17 protein-coding genes, 1 tRNA gene and 2 pseudogenes are annotated in these 17,576 nt (G+C 61.8%); 8 read left to right on the plus strand and 12 right to left on the minus strand.

Translation table 11 applies throughout. The features are described from left to right. Window positions 1-49: 49 nt before the first annotated feature. The 4 genes from PSAKL28_RS05315 to PSAKL28_RS05330 all read left to right on the plus strand — a co-directional run bounded on the left by PSAKL28_RS05315 (window position 50) and on the right by PSAKL28_RS05330 (window position 3,435). A complete protein-coding gene (locus PSAKL28_RS05315; RefSeq protein ID WP_038607533.1) occupies window positions 50-652 on the plus strand; it encodes a LemA family protein in 603 nt (200 codons plus the stop codon). Continuing rightward, on the plus strand, window positions 652-1,395 hold the full coding sequence (locus tag PSAKL28_RS05320) for a TPM domain-containing protein (RefSeq protein ID WP_038607536.1): 744 nt from the start codon (window positions 652-654) through the stop codon (window positions 1,393-1,395). The genes PSAKL28_RS05315 and PSAKL28_RS05320 overlap by 1 nt, the downstream gene beginning before the upstream one ends. A gap of 27 nt (window positions 1,396-1,422) precedes the next feature. After that, window positions 1,423-2,040 (plus strand): TPM domain-containing protein, encoded by a 618-nt coding sequence (locus tag PSAKL28_RS05325; RefSeq protein WP_038607539.1) that lies wholly within the window; start codon window positions 1,423-1,425, stop codon window positions 2,038-2,040. Window positions 2,041-2,217: 177 nt separating this feature from the next. Continuing rightward, entirely contained in the window at window positions 2,218-3,435 is a 1,218-nt protein-coding gene (locus PSAKL28_RS05330; protein WP_038607541.1) for a class I SAM-dependent methyltransferase, read from the plus strand. A 91-nt stretch (window positions 3,436-3,526) separates the two neighbouring features. On the opposite strand, the gene PSAKL28_RS05335 is transcribed toward PSAKL28_RS05330, so the two are convergent. Beyond that, window positions 3,527-4,426, minus strand: a complete 900-nt coding sequence (locus PSAKL28_RS05335; protein WP_038607544.1) for a DMT family transporter — start codon at window positions 4,424-4,426, stop codon at window positions 3,527-3,529. Window positions 4,427-4,528: 102 nt separating this feature from the next. Continuing rightward, on the minus strand, window positions 4,529-5,551 hold the full coding sequence (locus tag PSAKL28_RS05340) for a DUF4917 family protein (RefSeq protein WP_038607547.1): 1,023 nt from the start codon (window positions 5,549-5,551) through the stop codon (window positions 4,529-4,531). A gap of 111 nt (window positions 5,552-5,662) precedes the next feature. On the opposite strand from PSAKL28_RS05340, the gene PSAKL28_RS05345 reads away from it, so the two are divergent. Further along, a complete protein-coding gene (locus PSAKL28_RS05345) occupies window positions 5,663-6,736 on the plus strand; it encodes a glycerophosphodiester phosphodiesterase (protein WP_038607550.1) in 1,074 nt (357 codons plus the stop codon). A gap of 70 nt (window positions 6,737-6,806) precedes the next feature. Then, the gene (locus tag PSAKL28_RS05350) at window positions 6,807-7,442 is read left to right on the plus strand and encodes a LysE family translocator (protein ID WP_038607552.1); all 636 of its coding nucleotides are present in this window, start codon (window positions 6,807-6,809) and stop codon (window positions 7,440-7,442) included. Window positions 7,443-7,515: 73 nt separating this feature from the next. Here PSAKL28_RS05350 and PSAKL28_RS05355 read toward each other — a convergent pair whose 3' ends face one another. Both PSAKL28_RS05355 and PSAKL28_RS05360 read right to left on the minus strand, forming a co-directional pair. After that, a complete protein-coding gene (locus tag PSAKL28_RS05355; RefSeq protein ID WP_038607554.1) occupies window positions 7,516-9,216 on the minus strand; it encodes a SulP family inorganic anion transporter in 1,701 nt (566 codons plus the stop codon). A 93-nt stretch (window positions 9,217-9,309) separates the two neighbouring features. Further along, entirely contained in the window at window positions 9,310-10,215 is a 906-nt protein-coding gene (locus PSAKL28_RS05360; RefSeq protein ID WP_038607557.1) for a LysR substrate-binding domain-containing protein, read from the minus strand. Window positions 10,216-10,351: 136 nt separating this feature from the next. Here PSAKL28_RS05360 and PSAKL28_RS05365 point away from each other — a divergent pair. Both PSAKL28_RS05365 and PSAKL28_RS05370 read left to right on the plus strand, forming a co-directional pair. Beyond that, window positions 10,352-11,616, plus strand: a pseudogene (locus tag PSAKL28_RS05365) (NAD(P)/FAD-dependent oxidoreductase). A gap of 44 nt (window positions 11,617-11,660) precedes the next feature. Further along, entirely contained in the window at window positions 11,661-12,749 is a 1,089-nt protein-coding gene (locus PSAKL28_RS05370) for a polyamine ABC transporter substrate-binding protein (protein WP_038607560.1), read from the plus strand. On the opposite strand, the gene PSAKL28_RS28370 is transcribed toward PSAKL28_RS05370, so the two are convergent. From PSAKL28_RS28370 to PSAKL28_RS05400, 8 genes and pseudogenes are all read right to left on the minus strand, one after another. Continuing rightward, a complete protein-coding gene (locus PSAKL28_RS28370) occupies window positions 12,736-12,981 on the minus strand; it encodes an LbetaH domain-containing protein (protein WP_306452934.1) in 246 nt (81 codons plus the stop codon). The two genes, PSAKL28_RS05370 and PSAKL28_RS28370, sit on opposite strands and share 14 nt — an antisense overlap. A 21-nt stretch (window positions 12,982-13,002) precedes the next feature. Next, a pseudogene (locus tag PSAKL28_RS28375) lies at window positions 13,003-13,056 on the minus strand (hypothetical protein); the annotation flags it as partial. Next, window positions 13,053-13,397, minus strand: coding sequence for an LbetaH domain-containing protein (locus PSAKL28_RS28065; RefSeq protein ID WP_257011855.1), 345 nt, complete (start codon window positions 13,395-13,397; stop codon window positions 13,053-13,055). The gene PSAKL28_RS28065 and the pseudogene PSAKL28_RS28375, both read right to left, overlap by 4 nt. A 222-nt stretch (window positions 13,398-13,619) precedes the next feature. Beyond that, window positions 13,620-13,693 (minus strand) — tRNA-Gly (locus tag PSAKL28_RS05380). 155 nt (window positions 13,694-13,848) lie between these two features. Beyond that, complete coding sequence (locus tag PSAKL28_RS05385; RefSeq protein WP_038607562.1) at window positions 13,849-14,733, minus strand: alpha/beta fold hydrolase; 885 nt, start codon at window positions 14,731-14,733, stop codon at window positions 13,849-13,851. 319 nt (window positions 14,734-15,052) lie between these two features. Continuing rightward, complete coding sequence (locus PSAKL28_RS05390) at window positions 15,053-15,745, minus strand: pseudouridine synthase (RefSeq protein ID WP_038607564.1); 693 nt, start codon at window positions 15,743-15,745, stop codon at window positions 15,053-15,055. Window positions 15,746-15,772: 27 nt separating this feature from the next. Then, window positions 15,773-15,994 carry a cysteine-rich CWC family protein gene (locus PSAKL28_RS05395; protein WP_038607567.1) on the minus strand — a complete coding sequence of 74 codons (222 nt, stop codon included), beginning with the start codon at window positions 15,992-15,994 and terminating at the stop codon, window positions 15,773-15,775. Continuing rightward, entirely contained in the window at window positions 15,987-17,477 is a 1,491-nt protein-coding gene (locus PSAKL28_RS05400; RefSeq protein ID WP_038607569.1) for a sensor domain-containing diguanylate cyclase, read from the minus strand. The genes PSAKL28_RS05395 and PSAKL28_RS05400 overlap by 8 nt, the downstream gene beginning before the upstream one ends. Window positions 17,478-17,576: the final 99 nt, after the last annotated feature.

Raw genomic sequence — 17,576 nt, forward strand, 5'->3', positions numbered from 1 at the left:
ATTATGCCTCAAGTACACGAGTTCACGCTGATCAAGGAGTAGGGCAACTATGCAGGTAATCCAGTTCAAGGGCGTTAGGCTGTGGCTGCTGCTGATGCTCGGCAGCCTGCTGGCCGGTTGCGGGATCAACAACATTCCCGACTACGATGAGCAGGTCAAGGCCGCCTGGGCCCAGGTGCAGAACCAGTACCAGCGCCGCGCCGACCTGATCCCCAACTTGGTGGAAACGGTCAAAGGTTATGCCAAGCAGGAACAGGAAACCCTGACCGCGGTCATCGAAGCGCGAGCCAAGGCCACGTCGATCCAGGTGGATGCCAGCACCCTGGATGATCCAAAGAAGCTACAGCAGTTCCAGGACGCGCAATCGCAACTGACCGGGGCGCTCAGCCGCCTGATGGTGGTATCGGAGCGTTATCCGGACTTGAAGTCGAACCAGAATTTCCTCGCCTTGCAGTCCCAGCTCGAAGGCACGGAAAACCGCATTGCCGTGGCCCGCAAGGATTTCATCGCCGCGGTTCAGCGCTACAACACCGAGATCCGGACCTTCCCCGGGCGTATCTGGCACACCGTGATGTACAGCAGTCTGCCGCTACGTGAGACCTTCGAGGCCACGGCCAGCGATGCCGACAAAGCCCCTGAAGTGAAATTCTGATGCGTCTGTTGCACTGGACGCTGCTGCTGGCGCTACTGATCGTCACGCCGCTGCGTGCCGAGCCAAGCTTCCCGGCCCTGACCGGCCGGGTGGTGGACAATGCCGGATTGCTCGACGCCGGCAGCCGCGATCAACTCGAACGCATGCTCACGGCCCATGAACAGGCCACTGGCGAGCAGGTCGTGGTGGTCACGGTAAAGGATCTGCAAGGGCTGCCCATCGAGGACTTCGGCTACCAGCTTGGCCGCCACTGGGGTATCGGCCAGAAGGGCAAGGACAACGGCGCGCTGTTGATCGTCGCGCCGCAGGCGCGCAAGCTGCGCATCGAAGTCGGCTATGGCCTGGAAGAGCGGCTGACCGATGCCCAGGCGTCAGTGATCATCACTGGCATCATCACCCCGGCGTTTCGCCGCGGCGAGTTCAGCCTGGGCATCGTCCAGGGCACGGCGGCAATCCTCCAGGTATTGGGCGGCAACCCCTTGGCCGAGCCGTCGCGGGCTCAAGGCGGCGGTGAAGAGGGCGCGCCGGCCTGGGCCGTGGGTTTGTTCGTATTGCTGATTATCGTGGTCTTCGCTGCGCAATCCATGGGGATCGGCGGCGGCCGTGGTGGCCGTGGCGGCATGGGTGGTTTGGGCGGTGGTTTCGGCGGCGGCTATGGCGGGTTTGGTGGTGGCGGCGGCGGTGGTGGTTTCAGCGGCGGTGGCGGCGGCTTCGGCGGTGGTGGATCCTCCGGTGGCTGGTAGAACAATAATCAACGAGATACCCAGTGCATGACATTGCTCAGTGAATTTGAACAACGCCAGGTCGCCGAGGCCATCGCCCGGGTCGAGCGGCGCACCGATGCCGAACTGGTCACCGTACTGGCGACCCGTGCCGACGACTATGCCTATATCCCCTTGCTCTGGGCCAGCCTGCTGGCCTTGCTGGTGCCGGGCGCTGTTTACTACCTGGGAGGCTGGTTGAGCGTAAACGGCTTGCTGATCGCCCAGTGGCTGACCTTCATCGTCTTGAGCCTGGTGTTTCGTCTACCCAGCCTGACCACCCGCCTGATCCCGCGTACGGTGCGCCACTGGCGCGCCTCGAACCTGGCCCGGCGGCAGTTCCTGGAGCAGAACCTGCACCATACGGCGGGCAGTACCGGGGTGCTGATTTTCGTCAGCGAGGCTGAGCGCTACGTTGAAATCCTGGTTGATGAGGGGATCTCCCGGCATCTGGATAACCAGGTGTGGGACGGCATTGTCCAGCGCTTTACCGAACAGGTGCGCCAGGGCCAGACCCTGCAGGGTTTTGTCACCTGTATCGAGGCCTGTGGCGAACTGCTGAGCCAGCACGTGCCCTTGACCCATGAGCGCAACGAGCTGCCCAACCGTCTGGTGGTCCTGGCTTGAGCGGGGGACGCTGATCGACAAAAGCTGTGCGCAGGCCGGTCATCCACGTAAAATGCTGTTCCCCCGGTGGGAGCGGGCTTGCCCCGCGATGCGATGTGACTGACAGATCGCTATCGCGGGGCAAGCCCGCTCCCACCAAAGGTGAACTCCCTCCGCAACCTGAGGCACCCACTCCCGATGTCCGATTCCCCCACCGCCCAGGCCGCGCCGGATGCGCGTGCGCAGTTTCTGAGCCTGCTCGCCACCAGCCTGCAACAAAATGCCCTGATCAAGCTGGTGCTGGCGCGCCATGTCGGCACTGAAGAAGCCTTGCAGCGGATCATCGCCAAACCCTTGAGCGTCAAGGGTCAGGCCTGCCTGTCGTTTGTGTACCGCTACCAGACCCGCGACATCACCCGCAACCTGCCCAATGACGAGGCCCTGGCGCTGGTCGCCGAGTTGCTGCCGGGTTCGTTCCGCAATGCCCACCTGCTGAGCCTGAGCGATGAAGCGCAATTGGAGTTCAGCAAGAAGGGCAAGCCGATGCTGCATCGCAGCGCCGTGCAGCAGGAGCGTCAGGTGCCTGCCGGCGAGCATGACCGGGAGAAAAAGCGTTACCTGGAGCTGAGCCGTCCGTTCCTGCATGACCTGGGCGTCACCGACAAGCAGCAGGCGTTGATCCCGGCGATGTCGCGCAAGTGGAAACAGATCAACAAGTTCATCGAAGTGTTTTCCCATGCCCTGAACGCGGCGCCGCTGGCCGCCGATCAACCCCTGCGGGTGGCCGACTTCGGCTCGGGCAAGGGCTACCTGACCTTCGCCATCCATGACTACCTGCGCAACACCCTGCAGCGTGAGGCGCAGGTGACGGGGGTCGAGTTGCGTCAGGACATGGTCGAGCTGTGTAATTCGGCGGCCAAGCGCCTGGAACATCCGGGGCTGGTGTTCGAGTGTGGCGATGTACGCAGCGTGGTGCCCAGCGCCATCGAGGTGATGATCGCCCTGCATGCCTGCGATATCGCCACCGACTACGCGATTCATACCGGCATCCGCTGTGGTGCGGCGATCATCATGTGCTCGCCGTGCTGCCATAAACAGATTCGTCCGCAGTTGCACAGCCCGGGCCTGCTCAAGCCGATGCTGCAGTATGGGCTGCACCTGGGGCAGCAGGCCGAGATGCTCACCGACAGCTTGCGTGCCTTGTACCTGGAAGCCTGTGGTTATGAGACCAAGGTGTTCGAGTTCATCTCGCTGGAGCACACCAACAAGAACAAGATGATCCTCGCGGTGAAGCGCCAGACGCCAGGGGATTCAACGGCGCTGCTGGAGAAGATTCAGCAGTTGAAGGAGTTTTACGGGGTCAAGGAGCATTGCCTGGAGACCCTGTTGCGCGCGGATGGCTTGATCGCAGCTTGAAGCTGCCCCCTGTGGGAGCGGGCTTGCCCCGCGATGCGATGTGACAGGCTAACCGCAATCGCGGGGCAAGCCCGCTCCCACAGAGATCACCTCAAACCCTGTGGGAGTGGGCAATGGGTGCCGGGTGTACGCGGGTCTTGCGCCCCAACACCACAGTACCGATCACCCCCGCAGCAAACACCCAGGTAATTGGCTCGACCTGCTCACCAAAGAACAGCGCGGAAAAGGCGATGGTGAAGAAAATCTGCAGCAGCTGAATCTGACTGACCCGCGCAATGCCGCCCAGGGCCAGCCCGGCATACCAGGCAAAGAAGCCGATGAACTGCGAGAACAGCGACACATAGCCAAAAGCCCACCAGGCCTGTGCACTGACCGGCCCCTGATGTTGCAGGGCCAGGTACACCACCGGGCCGATCAACAGCGGGCTGGCCAGCACCAGGGCCCAGCAGATCACCTGCCAGCCGCCCATCTCGCGCGCCAGTCGTCCACCTTCGGCATAACCCAGGCCGCCGACGGCAATGGCCGCCAGCATCAACAAGTCACCGGCCTGAATCTGCCCGGCACCCATGATCATCGCGTACACCAGCACCAATGCACTGCCCAGCGCGGCGCAGGCCCAGAAGGCCTTCGACGGCCGTTCGTGCGAAAGCCAGGCCGCATAGAAGGCGACGCATAACGGCTGCAGACCGTTGACCAGGGCACCGTGGGACGCAGGCACCGTCTGCATGGCCCAGGCGGAAAACACCGGAAAGCCAAGGATCACCCCCAGCGCCACCAGGCTCAGGCCTTTGATCTGTTGCCAGGTCGGCCATTTCTCCCGACGCCAGAGCAGCAATGCCGCCGCCGGGATTGCCGCCAGCAGGGCGCGGCCGAGGCCGTTGAGCAACGGATGCAGTTCCTGTACGACGATCCGGGTCATCGGCAGGGTCAGGCTGAAGATGATGACACCGAGCAGGCCAAGGGCCATTCCGGTGTTTTCGCGGCTGGACATAGCAAAAGCCTGTGGCAGATAAGTCCAGTCATTGAGCCACAGCCGGCACGGATGATCTTGTTACAGTTGCTCACAAGTTCATCCGTACAGTTTGCCGCGCTGTCAGCGTCGCTTGCGAACCGGTACGGGCACCTGGATTTCCAGGCCGGGTGCGCCCAAGGGGTGGCTGCTGGCGTCGAAGAAGTACAGCGGCAGGTCTGCAGTGTCGGCAAAACGTTGGGCGTAATGCTGCTTCTGGCTGATGATCGAGGCCTCGCTCAACGGCCGGATGGCAATCGCCAAGTGCGCCGGGCGGGCCTGCTTGAGCGCTTGCAGCAGGTGGCGGTCGCTGCTGTCCAGGTGCTGGCCGAACAGGCACAGCCCGCCTTGATGCCCCGCCAGTTCGCCGAGACACCAGCTCAGGTAATCGGAACTGCGGATCGCCTTGAGCTTGTCGTCGCTGCTGCTTTCGTTGACGAACAGCGGCACATCGCCGGGCGTGTTCACGGCAAAACCATCAAGCAACTGGCTGTCGCTGGCACTGCGCTGGCGGGTACTGCCGTCCTGTTGCTTGAGCAGGTGCAGGCCACCGTGCAAGTACAGCAAGCGGGTGCCGGGGTTGCGCGTGTGGCGGATATCGAAGACGCCTTCCTCATCGAACAACGACTGGAAACCCTCCGTGGACTGACTGGCGGCCCAGTGGCAGAGCAGGTCGTAGTTGCTTGAGTAAACGCTGTGGTAATTGCGCAGTTCGCTGTTGATCAGTTGCAGGGTCGACTTCGGCAACAGGCGCCAGGGGATGTGCACGCTGCGCACGGCATGAATCAACGCTTCCTTGATCGCGTAGTAGCGGTTCAGCGGTGCGGACGAGCTGATTGCCAGGGCGGCGTTGATGCGTACCGTGGTGTTCAGGGCGCTGAGCACCGGCTCGAACAGCTCGCTGCCGAGGGATTTGAACAAGGCCTGGTCGGTCAGGCTCAAGGGCTTGTGACGCACCCGCTGGGCTTCTTCGAACAGCGAAAAATAGGTGAACGGGCGCCACAACGCTCGACTGGCGCCATTGCCCAACAGCAGGCCGCTGCACGGGTGCTTGGCGATCAGTTCAGGCCAGAGGTGGAGGCTGGCGTCGAGGTCGGCGTGAGGCATGGGTTCATTGTTCCAGGTGGGTCGCGTGATCGGCGCGACTTTAACATGCCACCGGGTTGTCATCAGTGTCGGTGACTATGCTGGTTTTGCTAGCGATGAAGAGGAAGCGTCATGACGTTGCAAGGAATCCGCACATTTGCCTGTTTGCTGATGCTGCCCCTGGCCGGGCTGGCTGCGGCCGATCAGGGCCGCGATCTGGCGACCCGCCAGGGCATCCCGCACCCGGCAGTGATTGCCCATCGCGGTGCATCGTTCGATGCGCCGGAGTCCACCGCCCCGGCTTATCTGCTGGCCCGGGAGCTGGGCGCGGATTATCTCGAACTGGACCTGCAACGCAGCAAAGACGGCGTGCTGGTGGCGGTACACGACGACAACCTGCAGCGCACCAGCGATGTCGCCGAGCGCTTTCCCGAGCGCAAGGACAGCCCGGTCAGTGCCTTCACCCTGGCCGAGCTCAAGTCGCTGGATGCCGGCAGCTGGTTCAATCAGGCCAATCCCGAACGGGCGCGGCAGCGCTTCAAGGGCCTGCAGATCCTCACCCTGGACGAGGTCATGGACATCGCCGAAGGCCAACCGGACAAGCGCCCCGGGTTGTATATCGAAACCAAGGTGCCGACCTTGTTCCCGGGCATCGAGGCCGACCTGAAGGCGCGTCTGCAGGCCCGTGGCTGGCTCGACACACCTGGGCGGGTGGTGCTGCAGAGCTTTGATCGCAACAGCCTGGCGATGCTGCACAAGGAAATGCCACAAGTGCCCAAGGTCCTGCTGTTGTGGATCGGCAAGGGCAGCATCGAGCCTGCGTCCGGGCAGAGCTTTGCTGAGTCCGGCGAAACCGACAAGGCGGCGTTCTATGCCCGCCAGCAACCCCAGGACAAGGCCGAGTTTGCACGCTGGCTTGATTACGCCAAGGACGCCGGGGCCATCGGCACCGGACCTTCGGCAGCGCTGACAGCGGGCGGGGCGCAAAGCTATGCCGACCTGGTGCAACCCTGGATGAACCAGCTGACCCATGACAAAGGCCTGCTGGTGCATGTGTGCACCATCGATGAAGATGTGGACTTCGCCAAGGTCATGGCGGCCGGTGTCGATGGCATTTTCACCAACCGCAGCGGCCAGCTCCTGCGTTACTTCGCCAGACCGCCGGCGCAGAACGAAGTGCAGATCCTCGAGGCGCAGGGCTATTGAGCATCTGGCCTGCGTCCTGCGGCTGCCGTAGACTTCGGCCTTTGCGCCCTCGCTCAGGATCCAATCGCCGATGACTTTCTCGCTGCTGTTTGCCGTGCTGGCTTCCGGATTTATCTATGGCATCACCCCGGGGCCGGGCGTGCTTGCGGTGCTGGGCATTGGCGCGTCGCGCGGGCGCAAGGCCGGGGCCGGTTTCCTCTGCGGCCATTTGCTGGGCGACGTGCTGTGGTGCAGCACGGCACTGGTGGCGATTGTCGGTGCGCGCCAGATCGGCAGCTCGGTGTTCGACATCCTCGGTCTGCTCAGCGGCCTGTACCTGTTCTGGCTGGGCTTGCGCGCACTGCGCAGCCGTCCGGGTAATGGCCAGGGCGAGCAGGGCCCGGTACGCCAGCCGTTCTGGCACGGCATCGTGTTTGGCCTGACCAATCCCAAGGCCTACCCGGTGGCAGTGGCGACTTTTACCGCGCTGATCTCCAGCCGCGCCGAAACCCTGGAATGGTCGATGCTGCCAGCGCTGATTGCCCTGAGTTTTGTTGGCGGCCTGTTGGCCTATGTGATTCTCATCGCCATTGTCGGCGCGCGTCATGTGCGCACGCTCTACACCCGCTATGAACTGTGGATCACCCGTGCTTGCGGGGTGATGTTCATCGGCTTCGCGGTCAATGCCCTGATGCATGCCTTGCCGGGGCTGATGCCGCAGCGTTAATGCCAGCTTCATCGCGGGGCAAGCCCGCTCCCACAGGAAAGCTGCAACCTGTGGGAGCGGGCTTGCCCCGCGATCATTCAGCCACCGTCTCCCTGCGCATGCGGTTACGCCACAACCGATACGCCCGAATCCCCGAACGTACCGAGCCGAACAGCATCCCGTTCTCCATTTCCCGGGCGATCCCCGATCGCACCAGCATGCGCAGAAAGCGTCCGCGCGCCCGCGCAATGCCGAAGTGGATGCCGCGCGCCTCAAGGGTTTCACGCACCTCCCGTAGCGCCGCAATGCCGCTGACGTCAATGGAACTGACCGCCTCGGCATCGAACAGCACTGCACGTGGCTCAAGCTCGCGTTGCACCGCCTCCAGCAGACGCATCTTGAAGTAGTCGGCATTGAAGAACAGGATCGCGTCGTCGAAGCGATACACCACCAGGCCTTTGACCGTACGCGCGTCCTTGTGTCCTTCGATATCCACCTGGCCTTCAATGCCAGGCACCCAGCCGAGCACTGCGTCGGTGGGTTGGTAGATGCTGTAGAGCAGGCGCAGGATGGCCAGGGTCACGGCGATGATGATGCCCGGCAGCACCCCGACGCCGAGCACGCCCACGGTGGTCAGCACGCACAGCCAGAATTCGAAACGGCTGAGCTTGTAGATCTTGCCCAGGGATTTCACGTCGATCAGGCCCCAGCCGGCCATCAGCAGTACCGCGCCCAGCGCGGCCTGGGGAATCCAGGCCATGGGGGCGGTGAAGAACAACAGGATCATCGCGATTACCAGAGCGGCGATGATGCCCACCAGCTGGCTTTTGCCACCGACCATGTCGTTGACCGCCGTACGCGAGTCGGCGCCGCTGACGGCGAAACCCTGGGAAACCCCGGCGGCGATGTTGGTCACCCCCAGGGCGAGGAACTCGTGGTTGGCATTGATCGCATAGCCATGCCGGGCGGCAAAGCTGCGGGCGGTCAGCATCGCGCTGCAGAAACTCACGGTGGCGATACCCAGGGCGTCACGCAGCAGGCTTTTCATTTCCTCAAGGTTGGTTTGCGGCCAGGCCAGTTCCGGCATGCCGGCTGGCACCGGGCCGAGAATCGCTACGCCGAAACGGTCCAGGCCGAACACGCCGACCACCAGTGTCGCTAGCACCACCGTCACCAGCGCGGCGGGTAGCCGGGGGAATCGGCGCGGCAACCAGATCAGCAACAGCAGGCCGACCAGTCCGATGCTCAGCGTCACCCAGTGGATTTCCTCCAGGCGCTGCAGCAGGTTGATCAGGCTGAGAATGAAGCCGTTGCCTTCGATCTGAAAGCCCAGCACCTTGCCCAGTTGGCCCGCCAGCAGGCTCAGGCCGATGCCGTTGAGGTAACCGATCAGAATCGGGCGTGAGAAGAAACTGGCGATAAAGCCGGCACGTGCCAGGCCGGCCCCGATCAGCATCAGGCCGACCAGTATGGTGACAATCACCGATAATTGCGCCAACCGGGTGGGGTCACCCAGCGCCAGCGGCGCAATGGCCCCGGCGACCATGGCACAGGTCGCTGCATCCGGGCCGACCATCAACTGCCGCGAACTGCCGATCAGGGCATAAACCATCATCGGCAAAATGCAGGCGTAGAGCCCGTATTGCGGCGGCAGGCCGACAATCTGCGCATAGGCGATGGCGATCGGGATCTGGATCGCCGCCACCGACAACCCGGCCTGCAGGTCGGCATGGAACCATTCACGGCGATAGTGCAAGAGATTGGCCAGGCCCGGAAGCCAGCGAGAGAGCAACATGAACGGGTCCTTTCGAGTGTTTCGCAACAAGGCTGAGGAATACGCAATAGCGTTAATTAAAGCGCATTGCGTGCTCCGGGGAAGAGCGCCAGATCAAAAGGTCGAAGTTTGTTCAATCTGCTCTTCGAACCAACTGAGGACGGCGCGGCAGGCGGGGTGGGTCATGCCGCTGTCGCGCAGCCATAACGCATACACCGCGCCGGTTTTCAGCGCCTCGCCGAAGGGGACTATCAGGTCGCCGCGTATCAGTGCGTCGTGGGCCAGCATCCGGTCCGTCATGGCGACACCCAAGCCGCGGCTCGCGGCATCCAGGGCCAGGTCGTCGAGGTTGAACATTATATGTTTGAAGCTGCGCTCGGACGGATCCTGCTGTGCCTGTAGCCAAACCGTCCACTCATGCCGGCGGGTGGAACCGTGGATCAGGGCATGCTGTTCAAGCTCGTCGAGCGCACGCGGGGGTGTCCGGCCATCGCTGAAGGTCGGCGCGCAGACCGGAATCAGGAACTCCTCGAACAACAGTGTCAGCGGACGCTCGTCCAGCCCGTCGGGCAGATACAGCACATAGGCATCGCAGTCGCCGCCGGTGTCGACCAGCTCGCCGCTGACGGTCTCGATCGACAGACAGAGACCGGGATTGACGGTGTAGAACGAGCTCAACCTGGGCAGCAGCCAGCGCACCGCCAGCGACACGAAAACGCGAATGCGAAAAGGGCGGTCAAGCGGCGCCGGTGCCAGGCGCTGTTCCAGTACTCGCAACGATTTCAACATTTCCCGGGCGACCTCGTACACCTCGCGCCCCTGCGCGGTCAGCGCCACCTTGCGACTGGTGCGCTCGAACAGCACGCTCTGGTAGTGCTCTTCGAGCTGCTGAACCTGTCGGCTGATAGCACTCTGGGTCAGGTGCAACTGCCGGGCAGCTTCGGTGAAGCTGCTGGTATCGGCCACTTTGACCAGGGTTTGCAATGCCTGCAAAGAGGGCACGCGAAGCATTTTATCCATGCTGAATCCGAATGGATGGATGAATTTTTAACGTTAGAGTCAATGCCCATATGCCCTTAGATTAAAGGTGTAGACGGCGCATCAGCGGGTTATTGCCAATAACTCCTGCGCATTGATTGTGGAGGAGTGACAGATAATGAACAACCACTGTGGCTGGATCGCCCTGGCTGGCGAATCTGCTGTGCGGCCGCGGCTCGAAGGCCGACAACAGGTCGACTGGCTGATCATCGGCGGCGGCATCACCGGCCTTTCGGCAGCGCATACTCTGGCCAGCCGTTTTCCGTCCCAGCGCATTGCTTTGCTTGACCGCCAGCGGGTTGCCCAAGGTGCTTCTGCGCGCAACTCGGGCTTTGTGGTCAGCCATGAGTTGCCTGGTGCCAGCGAGCTGCTCGGCACCCCGGGATTTTCGGCCTATCAGGTCGCTTCGCGGATTGGCGTTGCGGCCGGCATTGAGGTCCGCCAGCGCATCGCCGAACTGGGTATCGACTGCGAACTCAGCAATGACGGCTACCACTTTGCCGTGCACGAGCCTGCGCACCTCGACGCTGTCGAGCAGACCCTGGAAACGCTGAAGGCAGTTGGCGCCCAGGCCCGCTTCCTTGACGCGGGCGACCTCAAACCACGGTTGGGTACAGCGTTTTATAGTCGAGCCATTCACTGTGGTGGCGGGAACGGGCTGCTGCAACCTGCGCGCTATGTCAAAGGCCTGGCCGACAGCCTGCCTGCGCAAGTAGAAGTCTACGAACACACTGCGGTCAGCGATCTGCAGCGTGCGCCGGGCAAGGGCTGGACAGCCCGTACCGCGGGCGGCGAGGTGCAGGCGAAACAGGTACTGATTTGTGTGGGCGCGTTCTTGCCAAGGGTCGGGGTGAAGCGCAGCGGCACGTTCCCGCTGGAACTGAGCGCCAGCATCACCCGCCCGTTGACGCAAGACCACTGGCAAAGCCTGTTCGACGAGCAGGGCTGGGGTGTGCTTTCCACCTTGCCAGGCGGGTGCACGCTGCGCTTGCTGCCGGGACGTCGCTTGTTGATTCGCAACACGGTCGAGTACCGCCACGCGAGCACCTGCTGGGGCTGCAAAAGCGCTTCCCCGGCATCACCGCACAAGACCTCGAGTACACCTGGACCGGCCATCTGAGCGGCACCCGATCTGGTGAGCCGTACTTCGCCAGGGTCGATGACGGCCTGCATACGGTCGCCGGTTGCAACGGTTCCGGCGTTGCCCGCGGCACCTTGTGGGGACGCTTGCTGGTCGAGATGGCGATTGGCGCCGACTCTTCCTTGCTCAGCGATGTTCTCGGTCAGGCCACGCCGGGCTATCTGCCACCCAGGCCGTTCTTCGATATGGGCGCCAAAGCCCGCATGGCCTGGGAAGTCTGGCGGGCCCGCAACGAACGTTGAAACCTTCGGCGCACACGCCGCAACAAAAACAAGAGAGGCACCCCATGATCAAGCGCACCTGCATGACCCTGTTGTCGATGGCGTTGCTGACCGCGACGGCCCAGGCGGCTGAAACCGTCAACATTGCCAACTGGAGTGGTTACATCGCCGACGACACCCTGAGCGAGTTCACTCGTCGCACCCAGATCCAGACCACCTACGACCTGATCGACAGCAACGAGACCACCGAGGCCAAGTTGATGACCGGCAGCAGTGGCTATGACCTGGCCAGCCCGTCCAACCACTTCCTGCCGCGCCTGATCAAGGCCGGGGCCATTCAGGAGCTGGATCGCAGCAAGTTGCCGAACTGGAGCAACCTCGATCCCAAGCTGATGAAAATCCTCGAAGCCAGTGACCCGGGCAACCGCTACGCGATTCCCTACATGTGGGTAACCACCGGCATCGGCTACAACGTTGACAAGATCAAGGCGATCTTTGGCAGCACCGAGGTGACCCAGTCCTGGGACATGCTGTTCAAACCGGAGAACATCGAGAAGCTCAGCCAGTGCGGCGTGGCGTTCCTCGACAATCCGACCCAGATCGTTTCCATCACCCTCAAGACCCTGGGGCTGGACCCGCATAGCCAGGATCCGGCAGAGCTGAAAAAGGCTGAAGCCGCCTTGATGACGATTCGTCCCTACATCAGCTACTTCCACCAGTCGAAGTACGTCAGTGACCTGGCCAACGGCAACATCTGCGTGGCCATTGGCTTCAGCGGCGACGTACTGCAGGCCATGAGCAGCGCGCAGCAGGCCGGCAACGGCGTGAACATCGGCTACAGCATCCCGCGCGAAGGCTCCACGGTGGCGGTCGACATGGTGGTTATCCCCAAGGGCGCGCCGCACCTGGAAAGCGCCTATGCCTACCTCAATTACCTGCTTGAGCCGAAGGTGATCGCCAACATCAGCAACGCGGTGAAGTACCCCAACGGCAATGCCGCCGCGCTGGAGTACATCACGCCTGAACTGCGCGACAACCCGGCGATCTATCCACCGTCTTCGGTTCTCGATTCGCTGTTTCCGATCAAGACCCTGTCACCGGCGGGCATGCGCCTGAGCACCCGGTTGTGGACGCGGGTGATCAGTGGGAAATAGCAGGGTTGGCATTGCGTTCGCGGGCATAGGCCAGAAAGCGCTCGATGTTGTCGTTGCAAAGCAGATCGACAACCTTGGCCACTTCCTCTTTCGGCCAGGCCCACCATTGCGACGCCAGTAGCTGCGTGCGAGTCTGCTCGTCGAATCGCCAGCCGACCACGCGGGCAGGATTGCCGGCAACGATGGAGTAAGGGGCGACGTCGCGGGTGACCACCGCGTCTGCCGCAACCACTGCGCCTGTCCCGACGGTAACGCCAGAGAGGATTGTGCACTGTGAACAGAGCCATACATCGTTGCCGATGATCACATCCCCACGCGACCCGCCGTAGGATAGGTCGTCACCCAGTCCGTGCGGTGATGGCCACCGATGATAATCAGGACCCCTTCGGCGATGGAGCAATAGGCGCCGATGTCGAGGTGTTTCCCGTCCCCGTAATCCTTGACGGTGGGAAGTCCATAGGAACCTGTGCCGTATCCGTATTGGGGGTATTTCTTTTTGAATACATACGCCCCTCGGTCAAATTCCGGCACCTGCTTGAGGCGTGCCTTGCGCCGGCGATTCTTCGCCTCGGGGTTGCCCCACTTCATATAGAAAATGACAGTGAGCAACGAGCATAGGGAAATCGCCAGGGCGATCCATTCGATCATTTCTTCTCCTAACGTAACGCGTGTACAAACTCTCGGCAGTATCGCATTGTCTGGTGTCAGTGGCGCGCTGCAAAGATTTACGCGACAACGCTCAACCTGTGCACACATGGGCAGAGGCGCGAACTGCGGGGGTAAGGCGAGGAGGGAGTTGACTCAAAAGGCCAGACGGCACCTTGAGGTGCTGGGCCGGAATCTCAGAAGCGCTGAGACCAATGAAAGCAGTGGAGCGGGTGAAGGGAATCGAACCCTCGTTATCAGCTTGGGAAGCTGGAGTAATGCCATTATACGACACCCGCTTGCAGGGCTGACGTTGTACCAGAAGTGCTCTGCGATTTGAAGCCTTGTTGTGCAAAAAGCCTGGGTCGTTGGCCGGTAGCGCGAGGTCATGCATCTTCCTTCTGCCCGTTCGGGACGTTGATGCAGGAGGCTGCGCTACCGCCAACCAGGGTATTCAGATCGCCAGTGCATGATGCTCCTGGACGTACTGGTTACGGATGCGCGACTCCCGGACGGCGGGTTTGAGGAAACCCAGCAAGGCGTCACGCGTGGCATTGCTGGCCGCCTTGTGTTCCATGTCGAGGAAGTGGCCGGTGGCGCGGATTTCGCTGAAGTGGCTGTTGCGCACATGCTGGCTGAACTGCCGGGCGTCATCGCTGGTGGTGTATTCGTCCCACTCGCCGTTGATGAACAGCACCGGAATGTCGATCACCCGGGCCGAGCGCAGGGCATTGTCGAGGTCGTGGTCGAGCACCTGGTTGATGTGAAAATGCATCTGCGCGTATTCGTGGTTGTCCAGGCTGCTGACGTGCCGGTAGTTGAAGCGCTTGAACAGCGATGGCAGGTGTTTGCCGATGGTGTCGTTGACCAGGTTGCCGACCTGGTAGCGGTCACAGGCACTGAGGTACTGGCAGCCACGTTCAAGGTACTCGCGCATCGGCTCGTTGATCACCGGCGAGAACGAGCTGACCACGGCCTTTTCGATGCGCCGCGGCTTGTGCGCCAGGGCCAGCAGGGTGCAGGCGCCGCCCCAGGAAAACGACATCACATGATCGGCGGCGAAGTGGTCGATCAGCTCGAGAAGGATCTGCCCTTCGGTTTCCTTGGTCAGCAGCCGCTCGTGGCGGTTGTGTGCCTTGGACTTGCCGGCATAGGGCTGATCGTAGAGCACCACGTTGAATTGCGGGTGCAGGCTGCGCACCGTCTGGGCAAACGAGGCCGTCGTGGCCAGCGAGCCATTGATCAGGATGATTGTCTTCTCAGCGGCGTCTGCGCGATAGAACTCCGTGTAAACCCGATACTGACCTTGTATATCAAGCACAGCAATTTCTGGCCTCATGTCGTCGACTCCTGGCGCAAAAAGGGTGTTCGCACATGCAAGGATGCGCGTTCTTTATGACAGGTAGGCATACGCCTTGAAGAGAAGCTGAGGGCCCTTGTCGATCCTGTAACGCCGGTCGACGGGTATTGTTCTAGGTGGGCAATCTGCCGGACTCCGGTGCTTCAAGGCACGGGTAGCCAGCAAAAAGGTGTCTTGGACTACGGGCGTGACTGATGAGTCACATGCAGACCGACGATTGGATTCAAGCAGGCAGCGGAGTAACCCGCAAGTGCCTTTGGGGAAATTGACGAAACTTTTCTGCCAGGCGGTCGTGACCTCAGATCGCCAGGATTTCCTCGGGATAGAGCGCGCGGTACTCGCCGGGACGCAAGCCCGGGTCCAGTTGCAGCGGGCCCATGGCTTCGCGGTGCAGGCGCAGCACCTTGTTGTCGAAGTGACCGAACATGCGCTTGACCTGATGGTAGCGGCCTTCAACGATGCTCAGGCGCGCGCTGCGCGGGCCGAGCAGGGTCAGTTCGGCGGGCAGGGTGGTGAGGTCTTCGAAGGCGAAGTAGAAGCCCTGCTGGAATTTTTCGAGGTAATGGGCTTCGATGACTTGCTCGGTTTCGACGTAGTAGATCTTCGGCAGTTTGGTTTGCGGCTGGGTCAGGCGTCGTGACCACTGGCCGTCGTTGGTCAGCAGCATCAGGCCGGTGGTGTTGAAGTCCAGGCGTCCGGCAATGTGCAGCTCGTGCTTGTCCGCTTCATCGATCAGGTCGAGCACAGTGCGGTGCTCCGGGTCCTGGGTGGCGCTGACGCAGCCCTGGGGTTTGTGCAGCATCAGGTAGCGCGCCGCACGCCCGGCTTGCAACAGCTGTTCATCGACCTCGATGCGGCTGAATTCACGCACTTCCAGGCGTGGGTCGCCGATGCAATAACCGTCCACACGCACTCGCCGCTCCGCCAGCAGCAGGCGTACTTGCTGACGGTTGAAGCAGGGCAGGTTGCTGAGGAATCGATCGAGACGCATACAAGGCCAGGTGCAGGGCGCTGCAGTTTAACGCTCGCCGGCGGGTTTTGCCGCTTCCAGTTGTTCCAGCACCTGGGCGCAGGCGGGGCACAGGCAAGCCTTGTTGCGCTGTTCGACAGGCAACGCTTCAAGCACTTCGGCAGCGATGCTGACGTTGTAGCACCAGCACGCCTGGGCCGCCGTGCGCGGGTCGGCGAGGCTGCAGCGGTTGCTGGCGCCACAGGCGGGGCAGCGTTGGGTGTCATTCATAGTCGGACCTGGGCATTTCTACGCAGACACGGTTGCGTCCACTTTGCTTGGCGCGGTACAGCGCATGATCGGCGCGGGCGATCAGGCTGTGCAGGGTATCTTCAGGCTGCAGGCTGCTCAAGCCAATGCTGGTGGTCAAGCGGATCACTTTGTCGGCGAAGCTGAAATCCCGTTGTTCGGTGTGCAGGCGGAGCTTTTCCGCTACCTCCTGGGCATGAGCAGCGTCGGTGTCCTTGAGCAGCACAATGAACTCCTCACCACCCCAGCGACAGATAATATCCGCCTGGCGCAGGCAGTTTTCCAGTACGTCGGCGAACTGACGCAGGACTTCGTCCCCGGCCAGGTGGCCATGGGTGTCGTTGAGTTGCTTGAAGTGATCGAGGTCGATCAGCAAGGCGACCAGTGGCTTGGGCTCGCGCTGGGATTCTTGTAGCGCCTGGGCTGCCAGTAGGTCGAAGCCGCGGCGATTGGGCAGGCCGGTGAGGCTGTCACGGGTGGCCAGGGTTTCGATGTTGTCCTGATGGCGCTTGACCATGGCGTTGAGCAGCGACAGCACCACCAGGCCGATGATGGTGCAGATCACCAGGTTCAGGTACAGCGACTGGCGGATGTTATCCAGGGCGCCGTCTTCGCGTTTGTCGACGAACAGATACCAGTTCAGCTCTGGCACCAGACGCACGTTGAGAAAGTGACTGTGACCGTCGCTGCTCAGGTATTCATGGCTGCCGCTGACCGGTTGTGGCATCTGCCTGAGCAGTTCCCGCAAACCGTCCAGTTCGCGCAGCGACTGGCCCGTGCGGGCACCATGGGCACCGCCCTTTGACCCGGTCAATACCACGTTGCCCTGCGGATCGACGAAGTACACCTGACGCTGGTAGCGCTGCTGGTAGTCATCGATCAGGCGTACCACGGCTTCGACCGTAAGACCGATGCCGGCGACACCGATGAAGTTGCCGCTGTAGTCGAACACGCGGTAGTTGATGAACACCGTCAGTTTGTCCTGGTTGGCCATGTCCAGGTCGACGTTGATTTCATAGGGCGCGTCCAGTTTCAGCACCCGGTAGTACCAGGCGTCGCGTGGCTCCTGCGGGTCGATTTTCTTCATTACGCCTTTTTGCGCCTGGTAGTAGTTGCCGGTGGCACTGGAGACGAAAAATGCGGTGTAGGCACGGTACTGGCCCATGACTTCATTGAGGTAGCGGGAAATTTGCGCCGGGTCGCGTTCACCGCCGAGTGCCCAGTCACGCAGGAAGGTGTCGTGGGCCATCATCGAGGAGATCAGGATCGGTCGCACCAGATCCTTCTGGATTTCCGAATAGACCGTGTCGGAGGTCAATGGCAGCTCGGTGTTGACGATGCTTTCGCGGATCGAACTGCGCGAGGCGTAATAGCTCAGCAGCGACGTGGCCAGGAAGCCGCAGCCAAGCAACAACAGCAAGGTCAGGATCAGCGAGCGCTGCGAAAACAGGGCGGAGCGAGGCAATATGGCATTCCCTTGATATTAGCCAATGCCGTTCATTCTAGTGCTACGGCCGGAAAATAACTGGATAAATATCAAGGGTATTGCCCTTGTTGCAAATTA

It is taken from the genome of Pseudomonas alkylphenolica (assembly GCF_000746525.1).
GTDB classification, from domain to species: domain Bacteria; phylum Pseudomonadota; class Gammaproteobacteria; order Pseudomonadales; family Pseudomonadaceae; genus Aquipseudomonas; species Aquipseudomonas alkylphenolica.